The 16653-nt window shown below is 60.8% G+C and carries 11 protein-coding genes; 4 read left to right on the forward strand and 7 right to left on the reverse strand.

Annotation, left to right across the window (positions count from 1 at the left end; genetic code table 11):
• From ACIQJ2_RS22125 to ACIQJ2_RS22140, 4 genes are all read left to right on the forward strand, one after another.
• A complete protein-coding gene (locus ACIQJ2_RS22125; RefSeq protein ID WP_400672017.1) occupies nt 1–366 on the forward strand; it encodes a sarcosine oxidase subunit delta in 366 nt (121 codons plus the stop codon).
• A complete protein-coding gene (locus ACIQJ2_RS22130; RefSeq protein WP_400672015.1) occupies nt 363–3359 on the forward strand; it encodes a sarcosine oxidase subunit alpha in 2997 nt (998 codons plus the stop codon). Before ACIQJ2_RS22125 ends, ACIQJ2_RS22130 begins: the two co-directional genes overlap by 4 nt.
• Nucleotides 3352–3900, forward strand: a complete 549-nt coding sequence (locus tag ACIQJ2_RS22135; protein WP_400672012.1) for a sarcosine oxidase subunit gamma — start codon at nt 3352–3354, stop codon at nt 3898–3900. Before ACIQJ2_RS22130 ends, ACIQJ2_RS22135 begins: the two co-directional genes overlap by 8 nt.
• Before the next feature lie 64 nt (nt 3901–3964).
• Nucleotides 3965–4393 carry a hypothetical protein gene (locus ACIQJ2_RS22140; RefSeq protein ID WP_400672009.1) on the forward strand — a complete coding sequence of 143 codons (429 nt, stop codon included), beginning with the start codon at nt 3965–3967 and terminating at the stop codon, nt 4391–4393.
• Here the strand turns inward: ACIQJ2_RS22140 and ACIQJ2_RS22145 are convergent.
• The 7 genes from ACIQJ2_RS22145 to ACIQJ2_RS22175 all read right to left on the reverse strand — a co-directional run bounded on the left by ACIQJ2_RS22145 (nt 4390) and on the right by ACIQJ2_RS22175 (nt 16364).
• Complete coding sequence (locus ACIQJ2_RS22145) at nt 4390–4878, reverse strand: MaoC family dehydratase (protein WP_400672007.1); 489 nt, start codon at nt 4876–4878, stop codon at nt 4390–4392. The two genes, ACIQJ2_RS22140 and ACIQJ2_RS22145, sit on opposite strands and share 4 nt — an antisense overlap.
• Before the next feature lie 179 nt (nt 4879–5057).
• A complete protein-coding gene (glgX, locus tag ACIQJ2_RS22150) occupies nt 5058–7031 on the reverse strand; it encodes a glycogen debranching protein GlgX (protein ID WP_400672004.1) in 1974 nt (657 codons plus the stop codon).
• A gap of 298 nt (nt 7032–7329) precedes the next feature.
• Entirely contained in the window at nt 7330–8958 is a 1629-nt protein-coding gene (locus ACIQJ2_RS22155) for an alpha-D-glucose phosphate-specific phosphoglucomutase (RefSeq protein ID WP_400672002.1), read from the reverse strand.
• A gap of 4 nt (nt 8959–8962) precedes the next feature.
• Nucleotides 8963–10405, reverse strand: a complete 1443-nt coding sequence (gene glgA / locus ACIQJ2_RS22160; RefSeq protein WP_400671999.1) for a glycogen synthase GlgA — start codon at nt 10403–10405, stop codon at nt 8963–8965.
• 3 nt (nt 10406–10408) lie between these two features.
• A complete protein-coding gene (gene glgC, locus ACIQJ2_RS22165) occupies nt 10409–11671 on the reverse strand; it encodes a glucose-1-phosphate adenylyltransferase (protein ID WP_199093799.1) in 1263 nt (420 codons plus the stop codon).
• 26 nt (nt 11672–11697) lie between these two features.
• On the reverse strand, nt 11698–13905 hold the full coding sequence (glgB, locus tag ACIQJ2_RS22170) for a 1,4-alpha-glucan branching protein GlgB (protein WP_400671997.1): 2208 nt from the start codon (nt 13903–13905) through the stop codon (nt 11698–11700).
• The gene (locus ACIQJ2_RS22175; RefSeq protein ID WP_400671994.1) at nt 13902–16364 is read right to left on the reverse strand and encodes a glycogen/starch/alpha-glucan phosphorylase; all 2463 of its coding nucleotides are present in this window, start codon (nt 16362–16364) and stop codon (nt 13902–13904) included. The genes glgB and ACIQJ2_RS22175 overlap by 4 nt, the downstream gene beginning before the upstream one ends.
• Nucleotides 16365–16653 lie beyond the last annotated feature (289 nt).

A 16653-nucleotide genomic window follows, 5' to 3' on the forward strand; every position in this document is an offset into this window, starting at 1 on the left:
ATGCTGCTGATTTACTGCCCCTATTGTGAGGAAGAGCGTTCGGAACTCGAATTCCGCAATGCCGGCGATGCGCATATCGTGCGGCCGGCCAACATAGCCGGGATCTCGGATGAAGAATTCGAGGAATATTTCTTCCTGCGCGACAATCCGAAGGGCCTGATTTTCGAGCGCTGGCGGCACATTCATGGCTGCGGCCGCTTCTTCAATGCGGCGCGCGACACGGTGAGCGATCAGTTCTACCGCACCTACAAGGCCGGCGAGCCGAGGCCGGATCTGGCAACGCTGAAGCCCGGCGCTTCGGAGCCGGCAACCCAGCATCAGAACGAACAAGAACAGACGGCACAAAAAGAGGGATTTGCTGAATGAGCGGCGCCAATCGTATCGCGGGCAAGGGACGTCTGACGCCGGCCAGAACCGCTCGCTTCACCTTTGACGGCAAGAGCTATACCGCGCTCGAAGGCGACACCGTCGCCTCCGCGCTGCTCGCCAACGGCGTTCATCTCGTTGGCCGCTCCTTCAAGTATCACCGTCCGCGCGGCATCCTATCGGCCGGGGCCGAAGAGCCGAACGCACTGCTCGATATCTCGCGCGATGCGGCGCGCAGGCAGCCGAACGTGCGCGCCAGCGTGCAGGAAGTCTTCGACGGCATGAAGGCGCAATCGCAGAACCGTTGGCCCTCGCTCGCCTTCGATGTCGGCGGCGTCAACAATCTGATGTCTTCCTTCTTTGCCGCCGGCTTCTACTACAAGACCTTCATGTGGCCGAAGGCAGCCTGGAAGCATATTTATGAGCCGCTCATCCGCCGCGCTGCGGGCCTTGGCGTCGCGCCGACGGAAGAGGATCCGGATCACTACGCCAGCCGCTATGCCCATTGCGACGTTCTCGTCGTCGGTGCCGGCGTTGCTGGTCTTTCCGCAGCGCTCGCCGCAGCCGAGACCGGAGCGAAGGTCATCTTCTGCGACGAGCAGTCTGATGTCGGCGGCGCGCTGCGCTTCGACACCGGCGTCAAGATCGACGGCGTCGAGGGGTATGACTGGGCGCAGGCTATCGTCGCCAAGCTCAAGGCGATGCCGAATGTCGAGGTGCTGACCCGCACGACGGCTTTTGGCTATTACAACCACAACTTCCTCGGCCTTGCCGAGCGGGTAACCGACCATCTGGCAAAGCCGGGCCGCAATCTGCCGCGCGAGCGTCTTTGGCAGGTCCGCACCAAGCGCGTCATCCTGGCGACCGGCGCCATCGAACGCCACATGGTGTTTCCGAACAACGACCGTCCGGGTATCATGCTCGCTTCGGCCGCGCGGGCCTATCTCAATCACTATGGTGTCGCCGTCGGTGCGAAGATCGGCGTCTATACGGCGCATGATTCCGCCTATGAGGCGGCATTCGATCTGAAGCGCGCCGGTGTCTCGGTCGTTGCCATCGTCGACAGCCGCGCCCGTCCGGGCGAAGCCGTTCTGGCCGAGGCAAAGCGGCTCGGCATCGAAGTGATGACTGACTATGCCGTCGTCGACACCGCTGGCAAGCTGCGCGTCTCCTCCATGACTGTTTCGCGCAACGGCAGCTCCGCCACCCGCAAGATTGCCATTGACGCCCTGCTGGTCTCGGCCGGCTGGACGCCATCGGTCCACATGTTCTCGCAGTCGCGCGGCAAGCTGAAGTTCGAGGCGGAGAAGCAGCGCTTCCTGCCGGGCACTTACGTTCAGGATTGCCTTTCCGTCGGCGCCTGCAACGGAACGGATGGGCTGCAAGCCGCAATCGAGGAATCGCTGGCAGCCGGCGAACTGATGGCGCGCGCCACCGGAGCCACCAATGGCGGCGAGAAGATCCAGCTTCACGCCGAGCAGGCCTTCGAATGGACCGGCGGCATGATCGGTGCTGCCGAGGGTGCGGGGCCGGATACGAATGCGAAGGCCTTCGTCGACTTCCAGCACGATGTCTGCGCTAAGGATATCCGCCTTGCCGTGCGCGAAGGCATGCATTCCATCGAGCACATCAAGCGCTTCACCACCAACGGCATGGCGTCCGACCAGGGCAAGCTTTCCAACATGCACGGGCTGGCCATTGCCGCCGAGATGCTCGGCAAGGACATTCCGCAGGTCGGTCTCACCACCTTCCGCGCGCCTTACACGCCTGTCACCTACGGCACACTCATCAGCCATTCGCGCGGGCACCTTTTCGATCCCGCCCGCAAGACGCCGATGCATGCCTGGGAAGAGGCACACGGCGCGATCTTCGAAGATGTCGGCAACTGGAAGCGCGCCTGGTTCTATCCGCGTGCCGGCGAGACGATGCATCAGGCCGTCAATCGCGAATGCCGTACGGCGCGCGAGGTGGCCGGCGTGTTCGATGCCTCGACGCTCGGCAAGATCGAAGTGGTCGGGCCGGATGCAGCCGAGTTCCTGAACCTGATCTACACCAATGCCTGGGATACGCTGAAGCCCGGCCGCTGCCGCTACGGCATCATGACGCGCGAAGACGGCTTCGTCTATGACGACGGTGTCGTCGGACGCCTGGCCGACGATCGTTTCCATGTGACGACGACAACAGGCGGTGCGCCGCGTGTGCTGCATCATATGGAAGACTATCTGCAGACCGAATTCCCGCATCTGAAAGTCTGGCTGACCTCGACCACCGAGCAGTGGGCCGTCATAGCCGTGCAGGGACCGAAGGCGCGAGAGATCATCGAGCCGCTCGTCGAGGGGCAGGATCTGTCCAACGAGGCCTTCCCGCATATGAGCGTGGCCGAGTGCAAGGTCTGCGGCGTGCCGGCCCGGCTGTTCCGCGTCTCCTTCACCGGTGAAGTCGGTTACGAAATCAACGTGCCGGCCGATTACGGCCAGTCGGTTCTGGAAGCCGTCTGGGCTCGCGCCGAGCCGCTGGGCGCTTGCGCCTACGGCACCGAGACGATGCACGTCCTTCGCGCCGAAAAGGGCTACATCATCGTCGGCCAGGATACGGATGGTACGGTGACGCCTGACGATGCCGGGCTTGCCTGGGCCGTCTCAAAGAAGAAGACGGATTTCGTCGGCATTCGCGGCCTGAAGCGGCCGGATCTCGTCAAGGAAGGCCGCAAGCAACTGGTCGGTCTCGTCACGCGCGATCCGAAGGTGGTGCTGGAGGAGGGCGCGCAGATCGTCGCCGACCCGAACGAACCGAAACCGATGACCATGCTCGGTCATGTCACTTCGGCCTATTGGTCGGAAAATCTCGGCCGCTCCATCGCCTTCGCGCTGGTTGCCGGCGGTCGCGAGCGCATAGGCAAGACGCTCTATGTGCCGATGCCCGACAAGACGATATCAGTCGAAGTGACGGATCTGGTGTTCTTTGACAAGGAAGGAGGCCGGATCAATGGCTGATCTCGCTACCCGCAAACTGCCACTCGCCGGCCGCCATGGCGGTTCCGCCGCGGTTCGCCTGACAGCTGCAGCTCCCGCAAGCCGTATTGCATTGCGTGCCCCAGCCGATTCCGTCGGCGGCCTTTCGCATGTGCTCGGCCTGCAATTACCGACCCGGTCGAAAACCTCAGCCAGCAACAATGGTCGTCATGCGCTCTGGATCGGTCCGGACGAATGGCTTGTCATCGATGAAAACAGCGCCGATCTGATGGGCGCGACTGCATCGTCCGGTGTGTTGCACTCGGCGACCGATGTGTCGCATCGCAATACCGCTGTCATCGTCTCCGGCCCCGGTGCCGAAGCGACGATATCGGGCGGCTGCCCGCAGGATCTGTCGCGCGAGGCCTTTCCGGTCGGAGCTTGCTCGCGCACGTTGCTCGGCAAGGTCGAAGTCGTGTTACTGCGGCTGGACGAGGAAACATTCCGCGTCGAGGTCTGGCGCTCCTTCTCCGATTATGCCTTCGGCCTTCTGAGCGAAGCTGCGGAGGATGCGGGTCTTTAGGCTCGACATGCTCTCCCGAGCAAAGCTAACGCAAAATTGGAGCACGACATAACAGCCTTAACTGATGGCAATCGATCTTGTCTGCCATCAGTTTCGGTCCCATAATGGTTGTATCGGCGGCGTCGAAATGCTCGCCTTCAACCCGTGCACTGGGACGCGCGACACAAAGGTTCTGCCCATGGGCTCTGACAAAGATGGCCGTGAAGCTGATTCCAAGTCGTGGTCCGGAATAGGATGTGACGAAAGTGCGCAGCCAGAGATATCAAGTAAATTTAGCGCTTTTGATCGTTTTCGAAACTACTTTAAGCTTTTTATAATTATAATAACATTGCTCAATATAATTGATTTGGTTATTGGCGGCAAAATTTCCTTTGATGCCATTTCCATATATCATGCGTTAATATTCCAGATCCTCGAAGTTTTAGGCGGAATTGCGCTGATTTTTGTGATCGTACTCAGGGAGGAGATCCACTCCGCCCTGAAGAAATTCTAAGTCTCCTCGGGCCGGTCCTTCGGATCGAACTGCGATATGGTCGTCCATGTCGCAGTCAGCGCCGGCTTGCGTTCGTTCTCGATTTCAACGGTTACGTCGTGCGTGAGCATCAGCATGCTGGCGCCGCGCAGCCGCGTTTCGGCAAGCAGGAAGCGTCCGCGCACCCGCGCGCCGCATTTGACCGGCGACATGAAGCGGATTTTCTCGAAGCCGTAGTTGATGCCCATGGTCTGTTCGCGGATCTTCGGCAGACCGCTATAGTTCATTGCTGAAAGTAAAGAGAGCGTCAGGAAGCCGTGGGCGATGGTGCCGCCATAGGGCGTTTCCGCTCTGGCGCGCTCGGGGTCGACGTGAATGAACTGATGATCGAGCGTGGCATCGGCGAAGGTGTCGATCATCGTCTGGTCCACGACGATCCAATCGGAAATGCCGATTTCCGTTCCCGCAAGTTTCATGATCTCAGCAAGCGATATGTCGCCGGGCATTCCATCCTCGTCAGTTCAAGAGCATGATGCCGAAAAGTGTGCACGGTTTTCGGGCGATATCATGCTCTGCCTCTTTTATTCCAGAGCCGGATGATTTTAAGTCGAGTTGACCTAAAATCATCCGGCTCTGGTGGCCACTGACCCTTTCTGGCGAATCGGAACGGAAAGTGCAACGAGGATCAGGATTCGACGAAGAAACAGACGGTACGGGCAGGGATGGCGATGTGCTCTCCGGCGGGCGTCTCGTCTGACGCCGTCAGCCGCGACCAGCCGCCTCTTTCCGAGGTCGGCAGCGCGGCGCCGAGTTCTACCGTGGAGCGGTTGAACAGCATGGCAAGGCGCGTCGTTTGGCCATTGGCGCGATCCTCGGTCCGGATCGCCATGCCGAGCATGCCGGCGTCAGGCGCTTCCCAATCCGGCACCGACATCGGCTTGCCGGCCGCCGAGAACCACAGCACGTCGCCATCGCCCTTGAAGAAGTCCATATCGGCAAAGGCGGAGAAGCGGCGGCGCAGGCCGGCGAGCCAGGCGGTATGGCCGATCAGTTCCTCGTCCAGCGTCGTCCAGTCCATCCAGGTGATGGCGTTGTCCTGGCAATAGGCGTTGTTGTTGCCCTGCTGGCTGCGCCCAGCCTCGTCGCCTGCGGTCAGCATGATCGTGCCGCGTGTGGCAAACAGGGTCGAAAGCATGGCTTCGATATCGGCGCGGCGCTTGTTCAGGATAGACTGATTGTCCGTCTTTCCCTCAACGCCATTGTTCCAGGAGTAATTCTCATTGTGGCCGTCGCGATTGTTCTCGCCATTGGCCTCATTGTGTTTGTTCTCGTAGGAAACGAGATCCATCAGCGTGAAGCCGTCATGGGCCGCGAGGAAGTTGACACTGCGGGTCTGTGTGCGTCCGTCGCGGCCGAAGATGGAAGAGGAGCCGGCAAGAATCGTTGCGAGCCCGCCGATCCCTGCGTCGCCACGCCAGAAGCGGCGCAAGTCGTCGCGGGCGCGATCGTTCCATTCGAGGAAGGGTGCCGGGAAGCTCCCCAGCTGGTAGCCGCCCGGACCGATGTCCCAAGGCTCGGCTATCAGGATGCGATCCCGAAGTACCTCGTCCGCCAGCATGGTGCGCAGCGTCATGCCGTCAGGATCAAACCCGTTGCCGCCGCGCCCGATCACCGTGGCGAGATCGAAGCGGAAGCCGTCGATGCCGGCATGCTGGACGAAGTGGCGGAGGCTATCGATGACCAGCCTGCGTGTCGCCGGCTGGTCGCAGGCGACGGTGTTGCCGGTGCCGGTGTCGTTGACCAGCGTGCCGGGTCGATCCGGCAGGTGGCGGAAGTAGGTGGGGCTGTCGAGGCCACGCAGCGAAAGCGTCGGCCCGTGGCGGTCACTTTCGCCGGTATGGTTGAAGACGAGATCGAGGATAACCGCGATGCCTTCGGCGTGAAGAGCGGCGACGGTCTCGCGCAATTCTTTCACGCCACCGGGGGCGAGCCGCGGATCGAGCGCCATGAAGCCGACCGGATTGTAGCCCCAGCCATTGGTGAGACCGAGCGGCGGCAGGTGTCGTTCGTCGATCCAGGCAGTGATCGGCATCAACTCCACCGCATCCACCTGCAGGCGTTTAAGGTGGGCAATTATCGAGGGATGGGCGAGGGCGGCGACGGTGCCGCGTTGCTTGGCCGGTACATCGGGGTGCAGCGCGGTGAAGGGCTTGACGGCGATCTCATAGATCAGGCCACCCGCCTGGAACAGCGGCTTCGTCAAGGCAACGGCCATGTCGCGTGAGACGATCGCCTTCGGCATCAGGTCTTGCGTGTCTTCGCCGACGATGCCGAGACGCGGATCGTATTGAAACGGTCGATCCAACTCCTTGGCATAGGGGTCGATCAGCAATTTGGACGGGTCGAACCAAAGGCCTTGATCGGGATCATAGGTGCCGTGGGCGCGCAAGCCATAGCGCATCCCCTGTTTGGCGCCCTTGACGAACAGGCGATGCTCGTCGCCATCCCGGGTGAATGGCAGGCGCAGAACCTCCTTCTTGCCCTCCGCATCGAACACGCAGAGTTCGATGCGTTCTGCGCACCTGGAGGTGACGGCGAACTCAACGCCGGCATCTGTGAGGGTAGCGCCAAGGGGAGAACGGATTGTCTGATCTGACATGTCTCGAGGGCTTTCCGGATCGCTAGAGGCAGTTCGCTCTCCCTGCTAGCGGGAGAGGTTAAAGCGCGTAGCGATCTTTCAGATGCGCTTCACACGCTTTAGCTCTTTGATTTCACGCATATCGTAGCCGCAAAACCGCTGCACATTTTTGCGCGACATGCTCTAGACTTGAAAGACTGAACTTTGGTGCGGCGAATTTTTAGAAGGTCTCTCAGGCTGATCGCCGCCGCACTGCATTCGGACGCGGCTGGACGCCTTCTCCCCGCATATGCGGGGAGAAGGTGTTTAGGTCATCGGTTCAGGTAATAACCGTCGGCGCATCGCGGCCGGTATGGCCCTTGATGTCGGCAATCGCCTGTGCGGCGGCGATGAGGTCTGCCAGCGCTTCCTGCGTCTCGATATTGTGGCGGGTCGAATCCGGTTCGTAACGCTCGATATAGACGCGCAGCGTCGCGCCCGTTGTGCCGGTGCCGGAGAGGCGGAAGACGACGCGGGAACCGCCCTCGAACAGGATGCGGATGCCCTGATGCTGGCTGGCGGACTTGTCGACAGGATCGTGATAGGCGAAGTCGTCAGCGGCGGAAACCGTGAGGTCGCCGTATTTCGTGCCGGCCAGGGTCGGCAGCTTCTCGCGCAGAGCGGTGATCAGGCCGTTGGCGGCATCGGTATCGACGCCCTCGTAATCGTGGCGGGAATAATAGTTGCGGCCGTAGGTGGCCCAATGTTGCGTCACGATATCGATGACGCTTTCACCGCGCACGGCCAGAATGTTCAGCCAGAGCAATACGGCCCATACCCCATCCTTCTCGCGAACGTGGTTCGAGCCGGTGCCGGAGCTCTCCTCGCCGCAGATCGTCGCCATGCCGGCGTCGAGCAGGTTGCCGAAGAATTTCCAGCCGGTCGGCGTTTCGTAGATGCCGACGCCGCGCTTTTCAGCAACGCGGTCCGCAGCACCGCTTGTTGGCATGGAGCGGGCAATGCCGGCAATGCCGTGCGAATAGCCGGGCGCGAGATTGGCGTTGGCTGCCAGGATCGCCAGGCTGTCGGACGGCGTGACGTAGATGCCCTTGCCGATGATGAGGTTGCGGTCGCCGTCACCATCCGATGCCGCGCCGAAATCGGGCGCATCGTCTCCCATCATCTCGTCGTAGAGTTCCTTGCAGTGGACGAGGTTCGGGTCCGGGTGATGGCCGCCGAAATCGGGCAGCGGCAGGAAATTACGCACCGAGCCGTCTGGCGCGCCGAGACGGATCTCGAAGATTTCCTTGGCATAGGGGCCGGTAACGGCGCTCATCGCGTCGAAACAGATGCGGAAGCCGAGGCTGATGAGATTGCGGATCGCGCCGAAATCGAACAGCTCCTCCATGAGGGCAGCGTAATCTTCGACCGGATCGATGACCGAAACGATCATGCCGCCGACATCTTCGCGAGCGATGCGATCGAGGTTGATATCTGGAAAGTCGGCGATCTTGTAGTTGTCGATAACCTTGGTGCGCTCAAAAATAGCGTCGGTGATCTTTTCAGGCGCGGGGCCGCCATTGCCGATATTGTATTTGATGCCGAAATCTTCGGTCGGGCCGCCGGGATTGTGGCTGGCCGACAGGATGATGCCGCCGAAGGCCTTGTATTTGCGGATGATGTTCGAGGCAGCAGGCGTCGAGAGGATACCGCCCTTGCCGACCATCACCTTGCCGAAGCCATTTGCGGCGGCCATCTTGATGGCCTTCTGGATGACCTCGCGATTGTAGTAGCGACCGTCGCCGCCGATGACCAGGGTCTTGCCCTGATAGCCCTCGAGCGAATCGAAAATCGACTGGATGAAGTTCTCCGCGTAATTCGGCTGCTGGAATTCGGGAACCTTCTTTCGCAGGCCGGAGGTGCCGGGTTTCTGATCCGTGTAGGGGGTGGTGGATACGGTTTTAATCATCGGGTTAAGCGCCTCTCGAGACTAGACTGGAGTAGAGAGCGGCATAGCGTTCTGCGCTCCTGCCCCAGGATACGTCGGATTTCATGCCCTGCTTTTGCATCTGCGTCCAGACCTTTCGGTCTTGAAAAAGGTGCATGGCACGGCGCATGGCTTGCAGCAGTCCTTCGGCGGTAACGGGCGAAAACTGGATGCCGGTCGCGACTTTCGCCTGGAGCGCGGCATGGTTGGCGTCGATAACGGTATCGTTAAGGCCGCCCGTCCGTGCGACGATCGGCAGGCAGCCATAGCGTAAGCCATAAAGCTGCGTGAGACCACAGGGTTCGAAGCGCGAGGGGATGATAATGGCGTCGCTACCGGCCTGCAGCAGATGCGACATGGGCTCGTTATAGCCGGCCGAGACGCCGACACGGCCGCGGTGTCGGCCGGCTGCGGCAAATAGCGCGCCTTCCAGCGCAGCGTCGCCGGCGCCGAGGATTGCAAGCTTGCCGCCCATTTGGACGATCTCGCCAGCGATGCTCGCCAGAAGGTCCATGCCCTTCTGCCAGGTCAGACGGCTGACGACACAGAAAATCGGGCCATCATCGACATCTAAGCCGAAATGTTCGACCACGCGTTGGCGGTTCGCGGCGCGGTCCTTCAGCGTCGTGGCGCTGTAGGTCTGCTCGATCATCGCATCGGTTGCCGGATTCCAGACGTCATCGTCGATGCCGTTGACGATGCCGTGCAGGCTGTTCGCCCTGCTGGCGATAACGCCTTCGAGGCCCATGCCGAATTGCGGCGTCAGAATTTCCTCAGCGTAGGACGGGCTGACGGTGGTCAGGGCATGAGCCGTCTGCAGTCCGCCCTTCAGAAAGCCGACGTCGCCGTAATATTCGACCCCCTCCACGGAAAAGGCGTGCGCCGGCAGGCGCAGGCCGGGGAAGATATCGGAGCCGAACTGGCCCTGAAACGCGATGTTGTGGATAGTGAGTACGCTCGGCAGCTCCGGCGTGGGATAGTAGCGCATGTAGACCGGCACCATCGCCGACTGCCAATCATGCGCATGCACCAGATCCGGCCGCCAGCCCGGCAGCAGGCCTGCGGCTATTTCCGCGCCAGCCAGCGACAGAGCGGCGAAACGCCGCCAATTGTCCGGATAGTCCTTACCGGTCGCATCGACATACGGGCCGCCGGTGCGGTTGTAGTAAGCCGGCGCATCCAGCACGAGGAAGGAAATGCCGGCGTGCTCGACTTCCAGCACGGTCGCCTTCTCGCCGAGCAGGTCGGCGAATTCGAGGCGGGCGACCGGCTTGCGAATGACCTTCATGACCGCGGGATAGCCCGGGATCAGGGTCTTGGTGTCGATGCCAAAGGGCTTTAATGCGATTGGCAGGGCGCCGGCCACATCGGCCAGCCCCCCTGTCTTGATCAAGGGGAAGACTTCGGACGATACCGAGAGAACCTTCATAAGTTACAAATCCAGCTTGTCGATCATCGTTTGGGTGATCAGGCAGATGCCGCTTTCCGTACGACGCCAGCGCTTGGCATCCAGCTCCGGATCCTCCCCGACGATCAGGCCTTCCGGAATGGTGACGCCATGGTCGATGACGACATTCTTGAGCTGCGCGCGGCGACCGACCTTCACGCCCGGCAGCACCACCGCCCCCTCCAGCTTGGAGTAGGAATTGGCACGCACGCCGGTGAACAGCAGGCTGTTATAGAGGCTGGCACCGGAGATGATGCAGTCACCTGCAACCACCGAGGAGACGGCCGAACCGCGGCGATCTTCGTCGTCATGGACGAATTTGGCCGGCGGGCTGATTTCCGCATAGGTCCAGATCGGCCAAGACTTGTCGTAGATGTCGAGCTCCGGCACCACGGCGGTCAGGTCGATATTCGCCTGCCAGTAGGCATCGATCGTGCCGACATCGCGCCAGTAAGCCTCCCGCTCGAAATCGGAGCGGACGCAGGACTGCGTGAAGCGGTGTGCGACGGCTTTGCCGTTCTTGACGATGTAGGGGATGATGTCCTTGCCAAAGTCTCGGCTGGAATTCGGGTCCGCAGCGTCGCGCTTCAGGCATTCGATCAGGAACTTCGTGTGGAAGACATAGATGCCCATCGAGGCCAGCGCGAAATCCGGATTGCCCGGGATACCGGGTGGATCAGCGGGCTTTTCGACGAAATCGATGATCTCGTCCTTCTCGTTGACATGCATGACACCGAAGCCGACGGCTTCCATGCGCGGCACTTCGAGGCAGCCGATGGTGACCTGGGCGCCTGAATCGACGTGCTGCTGCAGCATCCATTCATAGTCCATCTTGTAAATATGGTCGCCGGCAAGGATGACCATGTATTCCGGGCCGTAGGGCTCGATGATGTCGATGTTCTGGTAGACGGCGTCGGCGGTGCCTTCATACCATTGCGTTTCCGACACGCGCTGCGAAGCCGGCAGAATATCGAAACTCTCGTTTCGCTCCGGGCGGAAGAAGTTCCAGCCGCGCTGCATGTGGCGGATCAGCGAGTGCGCCTTGTACTGGGTGGCGACACCGATGCGGCGAATACCGGAATTGAGCGCGTTGGAGAGGGCGAAATCGATGATGCGGGTCTTGCCGCCGAAGTAGACGGCCGGCTTGGCGCGGCGATCGGTCAATTCTTTCAATCGACTGCCTCGGCCCCCGGCAAGAACGTAGGCCATGGCGTCGCGTGCCAGCGGCTGGAAACGTTTTTCTACCATTTTATTCCTCCCTGTCCGTAATGATCTCAAAATTCCGGTTCGAGCATGATGGTCGCCAGCGGGGGTAGCGTTATTGTCGCTTGTATGCCGCCGCCGGCACTTACGGCCTGCACACGCCCGCCGTTGCCCTTGCCGCTGCCGCCATAAATGTCGGCATCGGTATTCAACACCTCGCGCCACCGCCCCTCAGCTGGCAAGCGCAATGTATAATTCTCACGGTAGACTGGCGTAAAATTGGTGATGACCGCAACCGGTTTTTCACCCGGCGCCTTGCGCAACCAGGCGAAAACCGAATTCTCGAAATCATCGACCACAAGCCATTCGAAGCCATCGCCTTCACAGTCGCGTGCATGCAGTGCCGGCTTGCTGCGATAGGTGAAATTGAGATCGCGGACGAGGCGCCGCATGCCTTCATGCATGCGATACTGCAGCAGGTTCCAGTCCAGCGCGCGCTCTTCGCTCCACTCACTCCATTGGGCGAATTCCTGGCCCATGAACAGCAGCTTCTTGCCGGGATAGCCCCACATGAAGGCATAGTAGGCGCGCAGATTGGCGAATTTCTGCCAGTCGTCACCGGCCATCTTGGCGATCAGCGATCCCTTGCCGTGCACGACTTCGTCATGGGAGAGCGGCAGGACGAAGTTTTCCGAGAAGGCATAGATCAGGCCGAAGGTCAGCTCATTGTGATGATACTTCCGGTGCACGGCCTCGCGGGAGAGATAGCTCAGCGTGTCGTGCATGAAGCCCATGTTCCACTTGAAGCCGAAGCCGAGGCCGCCTTCGTGGACCGGCTGCGAAACTTTCGGCCAGGACGTGGATTCCTCGGCGATAGTCATGACACCCGGGTGGGCGCCATAGACCCTCGTGTTCATGGACTGGAGAAAGCGGACGGCTTCGAGGTTTTCGTTGCCGCCATATTCGTTGGGGATCCATTCGCCATGCTTGCGCGAATAATCGAGGTAGAGCATCGAGGCGACAGCATCGACGCGCAAACCGTCCAAATGGTATTTTTCCGCCCAGAAGAGGGCATTGTTCTCGAGATAGGAGAGAACCTCGGTACGGCCGAAATTGTAGATCGCCGTATTCCAATCGGGATGGAAACCCTTGCGCGGATCCTCGTGCTCGTAAAGCGCGGTGCCGTCGAACCAGCGCAGGCCGTGCTCGTCGGTCGGGAAATGCGCCGGCACCCAATCGAGAATGACGCCGATGCCGACCTTGTGGCAGCCGTTGACGAAACGGGCGAAACCGTCAGGCTCGCCGAAGCGGGCGGTCGGGGCGTAGAGGCCGGTCGTCTGATAACCCCAGGAAGGATCGTAGGGGTGCTCGGTGATCGGCAGGAACTCGATGTGGGTGAAGCCCATATCGACGCAATAGGGGATCAGGCGTGAGGCAAGCTCGTCCCAGGAGAGCATGGAGCCGTCATCGCGGCGCTGCCAGGAGCCCGCATGTACCTCGTAGATGCTGATGGGCTGCCGGCGCTGGTCGACGCTTGCCCAATGCTCGCGATGCGCCGCATCCTCCCAGACCTGATTGAGTTCGTTGGCCGTGACGGATGCGGTCTTGGGGCGCAATTCGCTGCGGCGGGCGAAAGGATCGGCCTTCAGCGGCAGCAGCACGCCATCCTGCCCGCGGATCTCGAACTTATAGGCGACGCCGGCCGGCACATCGGGCGCGAAGATCTCCCATATGCCGGAATCCGACCGGTAGCGCATGACGTGCCGGCGGCCATCCCAGTTGTTGAAATCGCCGACGACCGAAACGCGTTGAGCATTCGGCGCCCAGACCGCGAAATGAAAGCCCTGGACCCCTTCATGCTTCAGCGGATGTGCGCCCATCTTGTCGAACAGGCGCAGATGCGTGCCCTGGCGGGCAAAGTAGTCGTCCATCGGACCGAGGACCGGGCCGAAACTATAGGGGTCGGTTACTGCCCATTCGGCATCAGCGCGCCGGGCCCGGTAACGTACCGGTTGTTGTTTGGAGAGTTTTACCTCGCCGGTGAAGAAACCCGCCGAATCGAGGCAATCGAGTTCGCCGATGACGGTGCCATCGAGCGCCGTCGCGGTCACTGCTTCGGCGCCGAGAATGAAACAGCGGGCCACAAATCCATCGTCGACCCGGTGGACGCCGAGGACGGCGAACGGATTGGAATGGGTGCCTGCGAGGATTGCAGCAATATCGTCTGCCGAAATGTCCCTCAAGCCTGTGCCGTCAGCGGGTCTCTTCGGCTTTTTCATCCAGCTCTCCAGATTTCCTTGGCATATTGACGGATCGTCCGGTCGGAGGAGAACCAGCCCATGCGTGCGGTGTTGTTGATCGTCTTCGCGTACCACTCCGACGGATTGGCCCACAGGATGTCGACTTCGCGTTGCGCCGAAGCGTAGGCATCGAAGTCGGCGGCGACCATGAACCAGTCGTGGCTATAGATGCCTTCGATCAGGCTGGCATAACGGCTGCGATCGTCCGGCGAGAAGACGCCGGAGGCGATGGCCGCAAGCGCCTGGGCGAGTTCGCGCGAGCGCTCGATGACGGCACGAGGATCGTGGCCGTCGCTGCGCAGGCTGGCGACTTCGTCTGCCTTCAGTCCGAAGATGATGATGTTGTCTTCGCCGACATTGTCGCGCATTTCGACATTGGCGCCGTCGAGCGTGCCGATGGTCAGCGCGCCGTTGAGGCCGAATTTCATGTTGCCGGTGCCCGATGCTTCCATGCCGGCGGTCGAAATCTGCTCGGAGAGGTCGGCGGCCGGAACCATGACTTCGGCGAGAGAGACATTGTAGTTCGGCACGAAGACGACCTTCAGCAGGCCGCGCACCGACGGGTCGTTGTTGATGACGCGGGCGACATCGTTGATCAGCTTGATGATGAGCTTGGCATTATGATAGCTCGGCGCCGCCTTGCCGGCGAAGAGCTTGACGCGCGGCTGCCAATCCAGCTCCGGATGCGAGCGGATCTGGTCGTAAAGCGCCACCGTCTCGATGATATTGAGAAGCTGGCGCTTGTACTCGTGGATGCGCTTGATCTGAATATCGAACATCGCGTTCGGGTCGAGCTTGATGCCCATGCGGCTGGCGACGAGATTGGATAGCTGCACCTTGTTGGCGCGTTTTACCGCGGCAAACTTTTCCTGGAAGGCGCTGTCGTGGGCGAATTTGTCGAGCGGCTTTAGCTTTTCGGCATCGTCGAGAAAATCGTCGCCGATGGCTTCACGGATAAGACCGGTCAAACCGGGATTGCACTGCATCAGCCAGCGGCGCGGTGTGATGCCGTTGGTCTTGTTGTTGATGCGATCCGGATAGAGCTTGTGCAGGTCGGCAAAGACCGTGACCTTCATCAGGTCGGTGTGCAGTGCCGAGACGCCGTTGATGGAGTGCGAACCGACAAAGGCGAGATTGCCCATGCGCACGCGACGATCGCCGTTTTCGTCGATCAGCGAGATCGAGCGGATCTCCGTGTCGTTGAAATTGCGGGCCTTGCGGGCCTCGACGAGGATCTTCGCATTGATGGCGTAGACCAGCTGCATGTGGCGCGGCAGAAGCCGTTCGAAGAGCGGCACGGGCCAGCTTTCGAGAGCCTCCGGCAGCAGCGTATGATTGGTGTAGCCGAACGTCTCGCGGGTGATACCCCAGGCCTTGTCGAAATCGAGGCCGTGAACGTCGACCAGCAGGCGCATCATTTCGGCGACGGAAACTGCCGGATGCGTGTCGTTCAGCTGGATCGCGACCTTGTCCGCCAGATTGGTCAGGTCGTCGTACTGCTGCAGGTGACGGCGCAGAATGTCCTGCAGCGAGGCCGAGGAGAAGAAGAACTCCTGGCGCAGACGGAGTTCCTGGCCGGCAGGCGTCGCGTCGGCGGGATAGAGGACGCGCGTCAGGCTTTCAGCTTTGTTGCTTTCCCTGAGCGCACCGATGTGATCGCCGGCGTTGAAGGCATCCAGCAGGATCGGGTCGATCGGCTGTGCCGACCAGAGGCGCAGCGTATTGACGCGCTTCGCCCGCCAGCCGACGACGGGCGTATCGAATGCGGTGGCGATGACGCGCTCGGCCGGTTTCCATACATAGCGGGGCTGATCGTCATGACCGCCGACCGTTTCGACGCAACCGCCGAAGCCGATTTCGTAGGAGCTTTCTTGGCGCTCGAATTCCCAAGGGTTGCCGTGGGCGAGCCAGGTTTCCGGCAGTTCTACCTGCCAGCCATCGGCCATCTGCTGACGGAACAGGCCGTGGACGTAGCGAATGCCGTAGCCATAGGCCGGCACGTCGACGGTCGCCATGGATTCCATGAAGCAGGCGGCGAGCCGGCCAAGACCGCCATTGCCGAGCGCGGCGTCGGGCTCCAGGCCGGCGATGACGCGGATGTCGACGCCAAGCGAGGACAGGGCATCGGTGATCTCTTCCATCAGGCCGAGGTTTGAGACCGCGTCGCGCATGAGGCGTCCGATCAGAAACTCGAGCGATAGGTAGTATACCCGCTTGGCGCCGGTCTCGTAGACGCGGCGGGTCGATTCCATCCATTTGTCGATGACGCGGTCGCGTACAACGAGGATCGTGGCTGTCAACCAGTCGTGCGGCTTGGCCACTTTCGCATCCTTGCCGATGCGATAGGTCAGGCGTTCGATGATTTCTTCCGCAAGGATTTCGGGGCGGGAACTGCGCGGGGCGGGGACGGGAAGATCGGCCTTCGTCAAATTATTCATATTATCAACTCTCGCCATTTGTGTTTTATATTCAGGGTGTTATGCCCGATTAAACCGAATTTCCTCTCCTCTTCCCTAGCAGTTTACGCACTGATGTAAAGCAGTTGCAACAAGTGAGTTGAGCAGATGCCAAAATAGCCGCCAACTGCTCTCTCCCGGCGGGAAAAGACTTGATTCCGATGATGTTTCCGGCTCTTATTCGCGCACCGTCGAAACAGAAAACCCCGCGATACTCGTATCGCGGGGTTTTCTGTTTAAAATCCATTCATGGTTGTTTGGCGTGAGGCCC

This window comes from Rhizobium sp. NPDC092011, from assembly GCF_044756305.1.
In the GTDB taxonomy this organism is placed as follows: Bacteria; Pseudomonadota; Alphaproteobacteria; order Rhizobiales; family Rhizobiaceae; genus Rhizobium.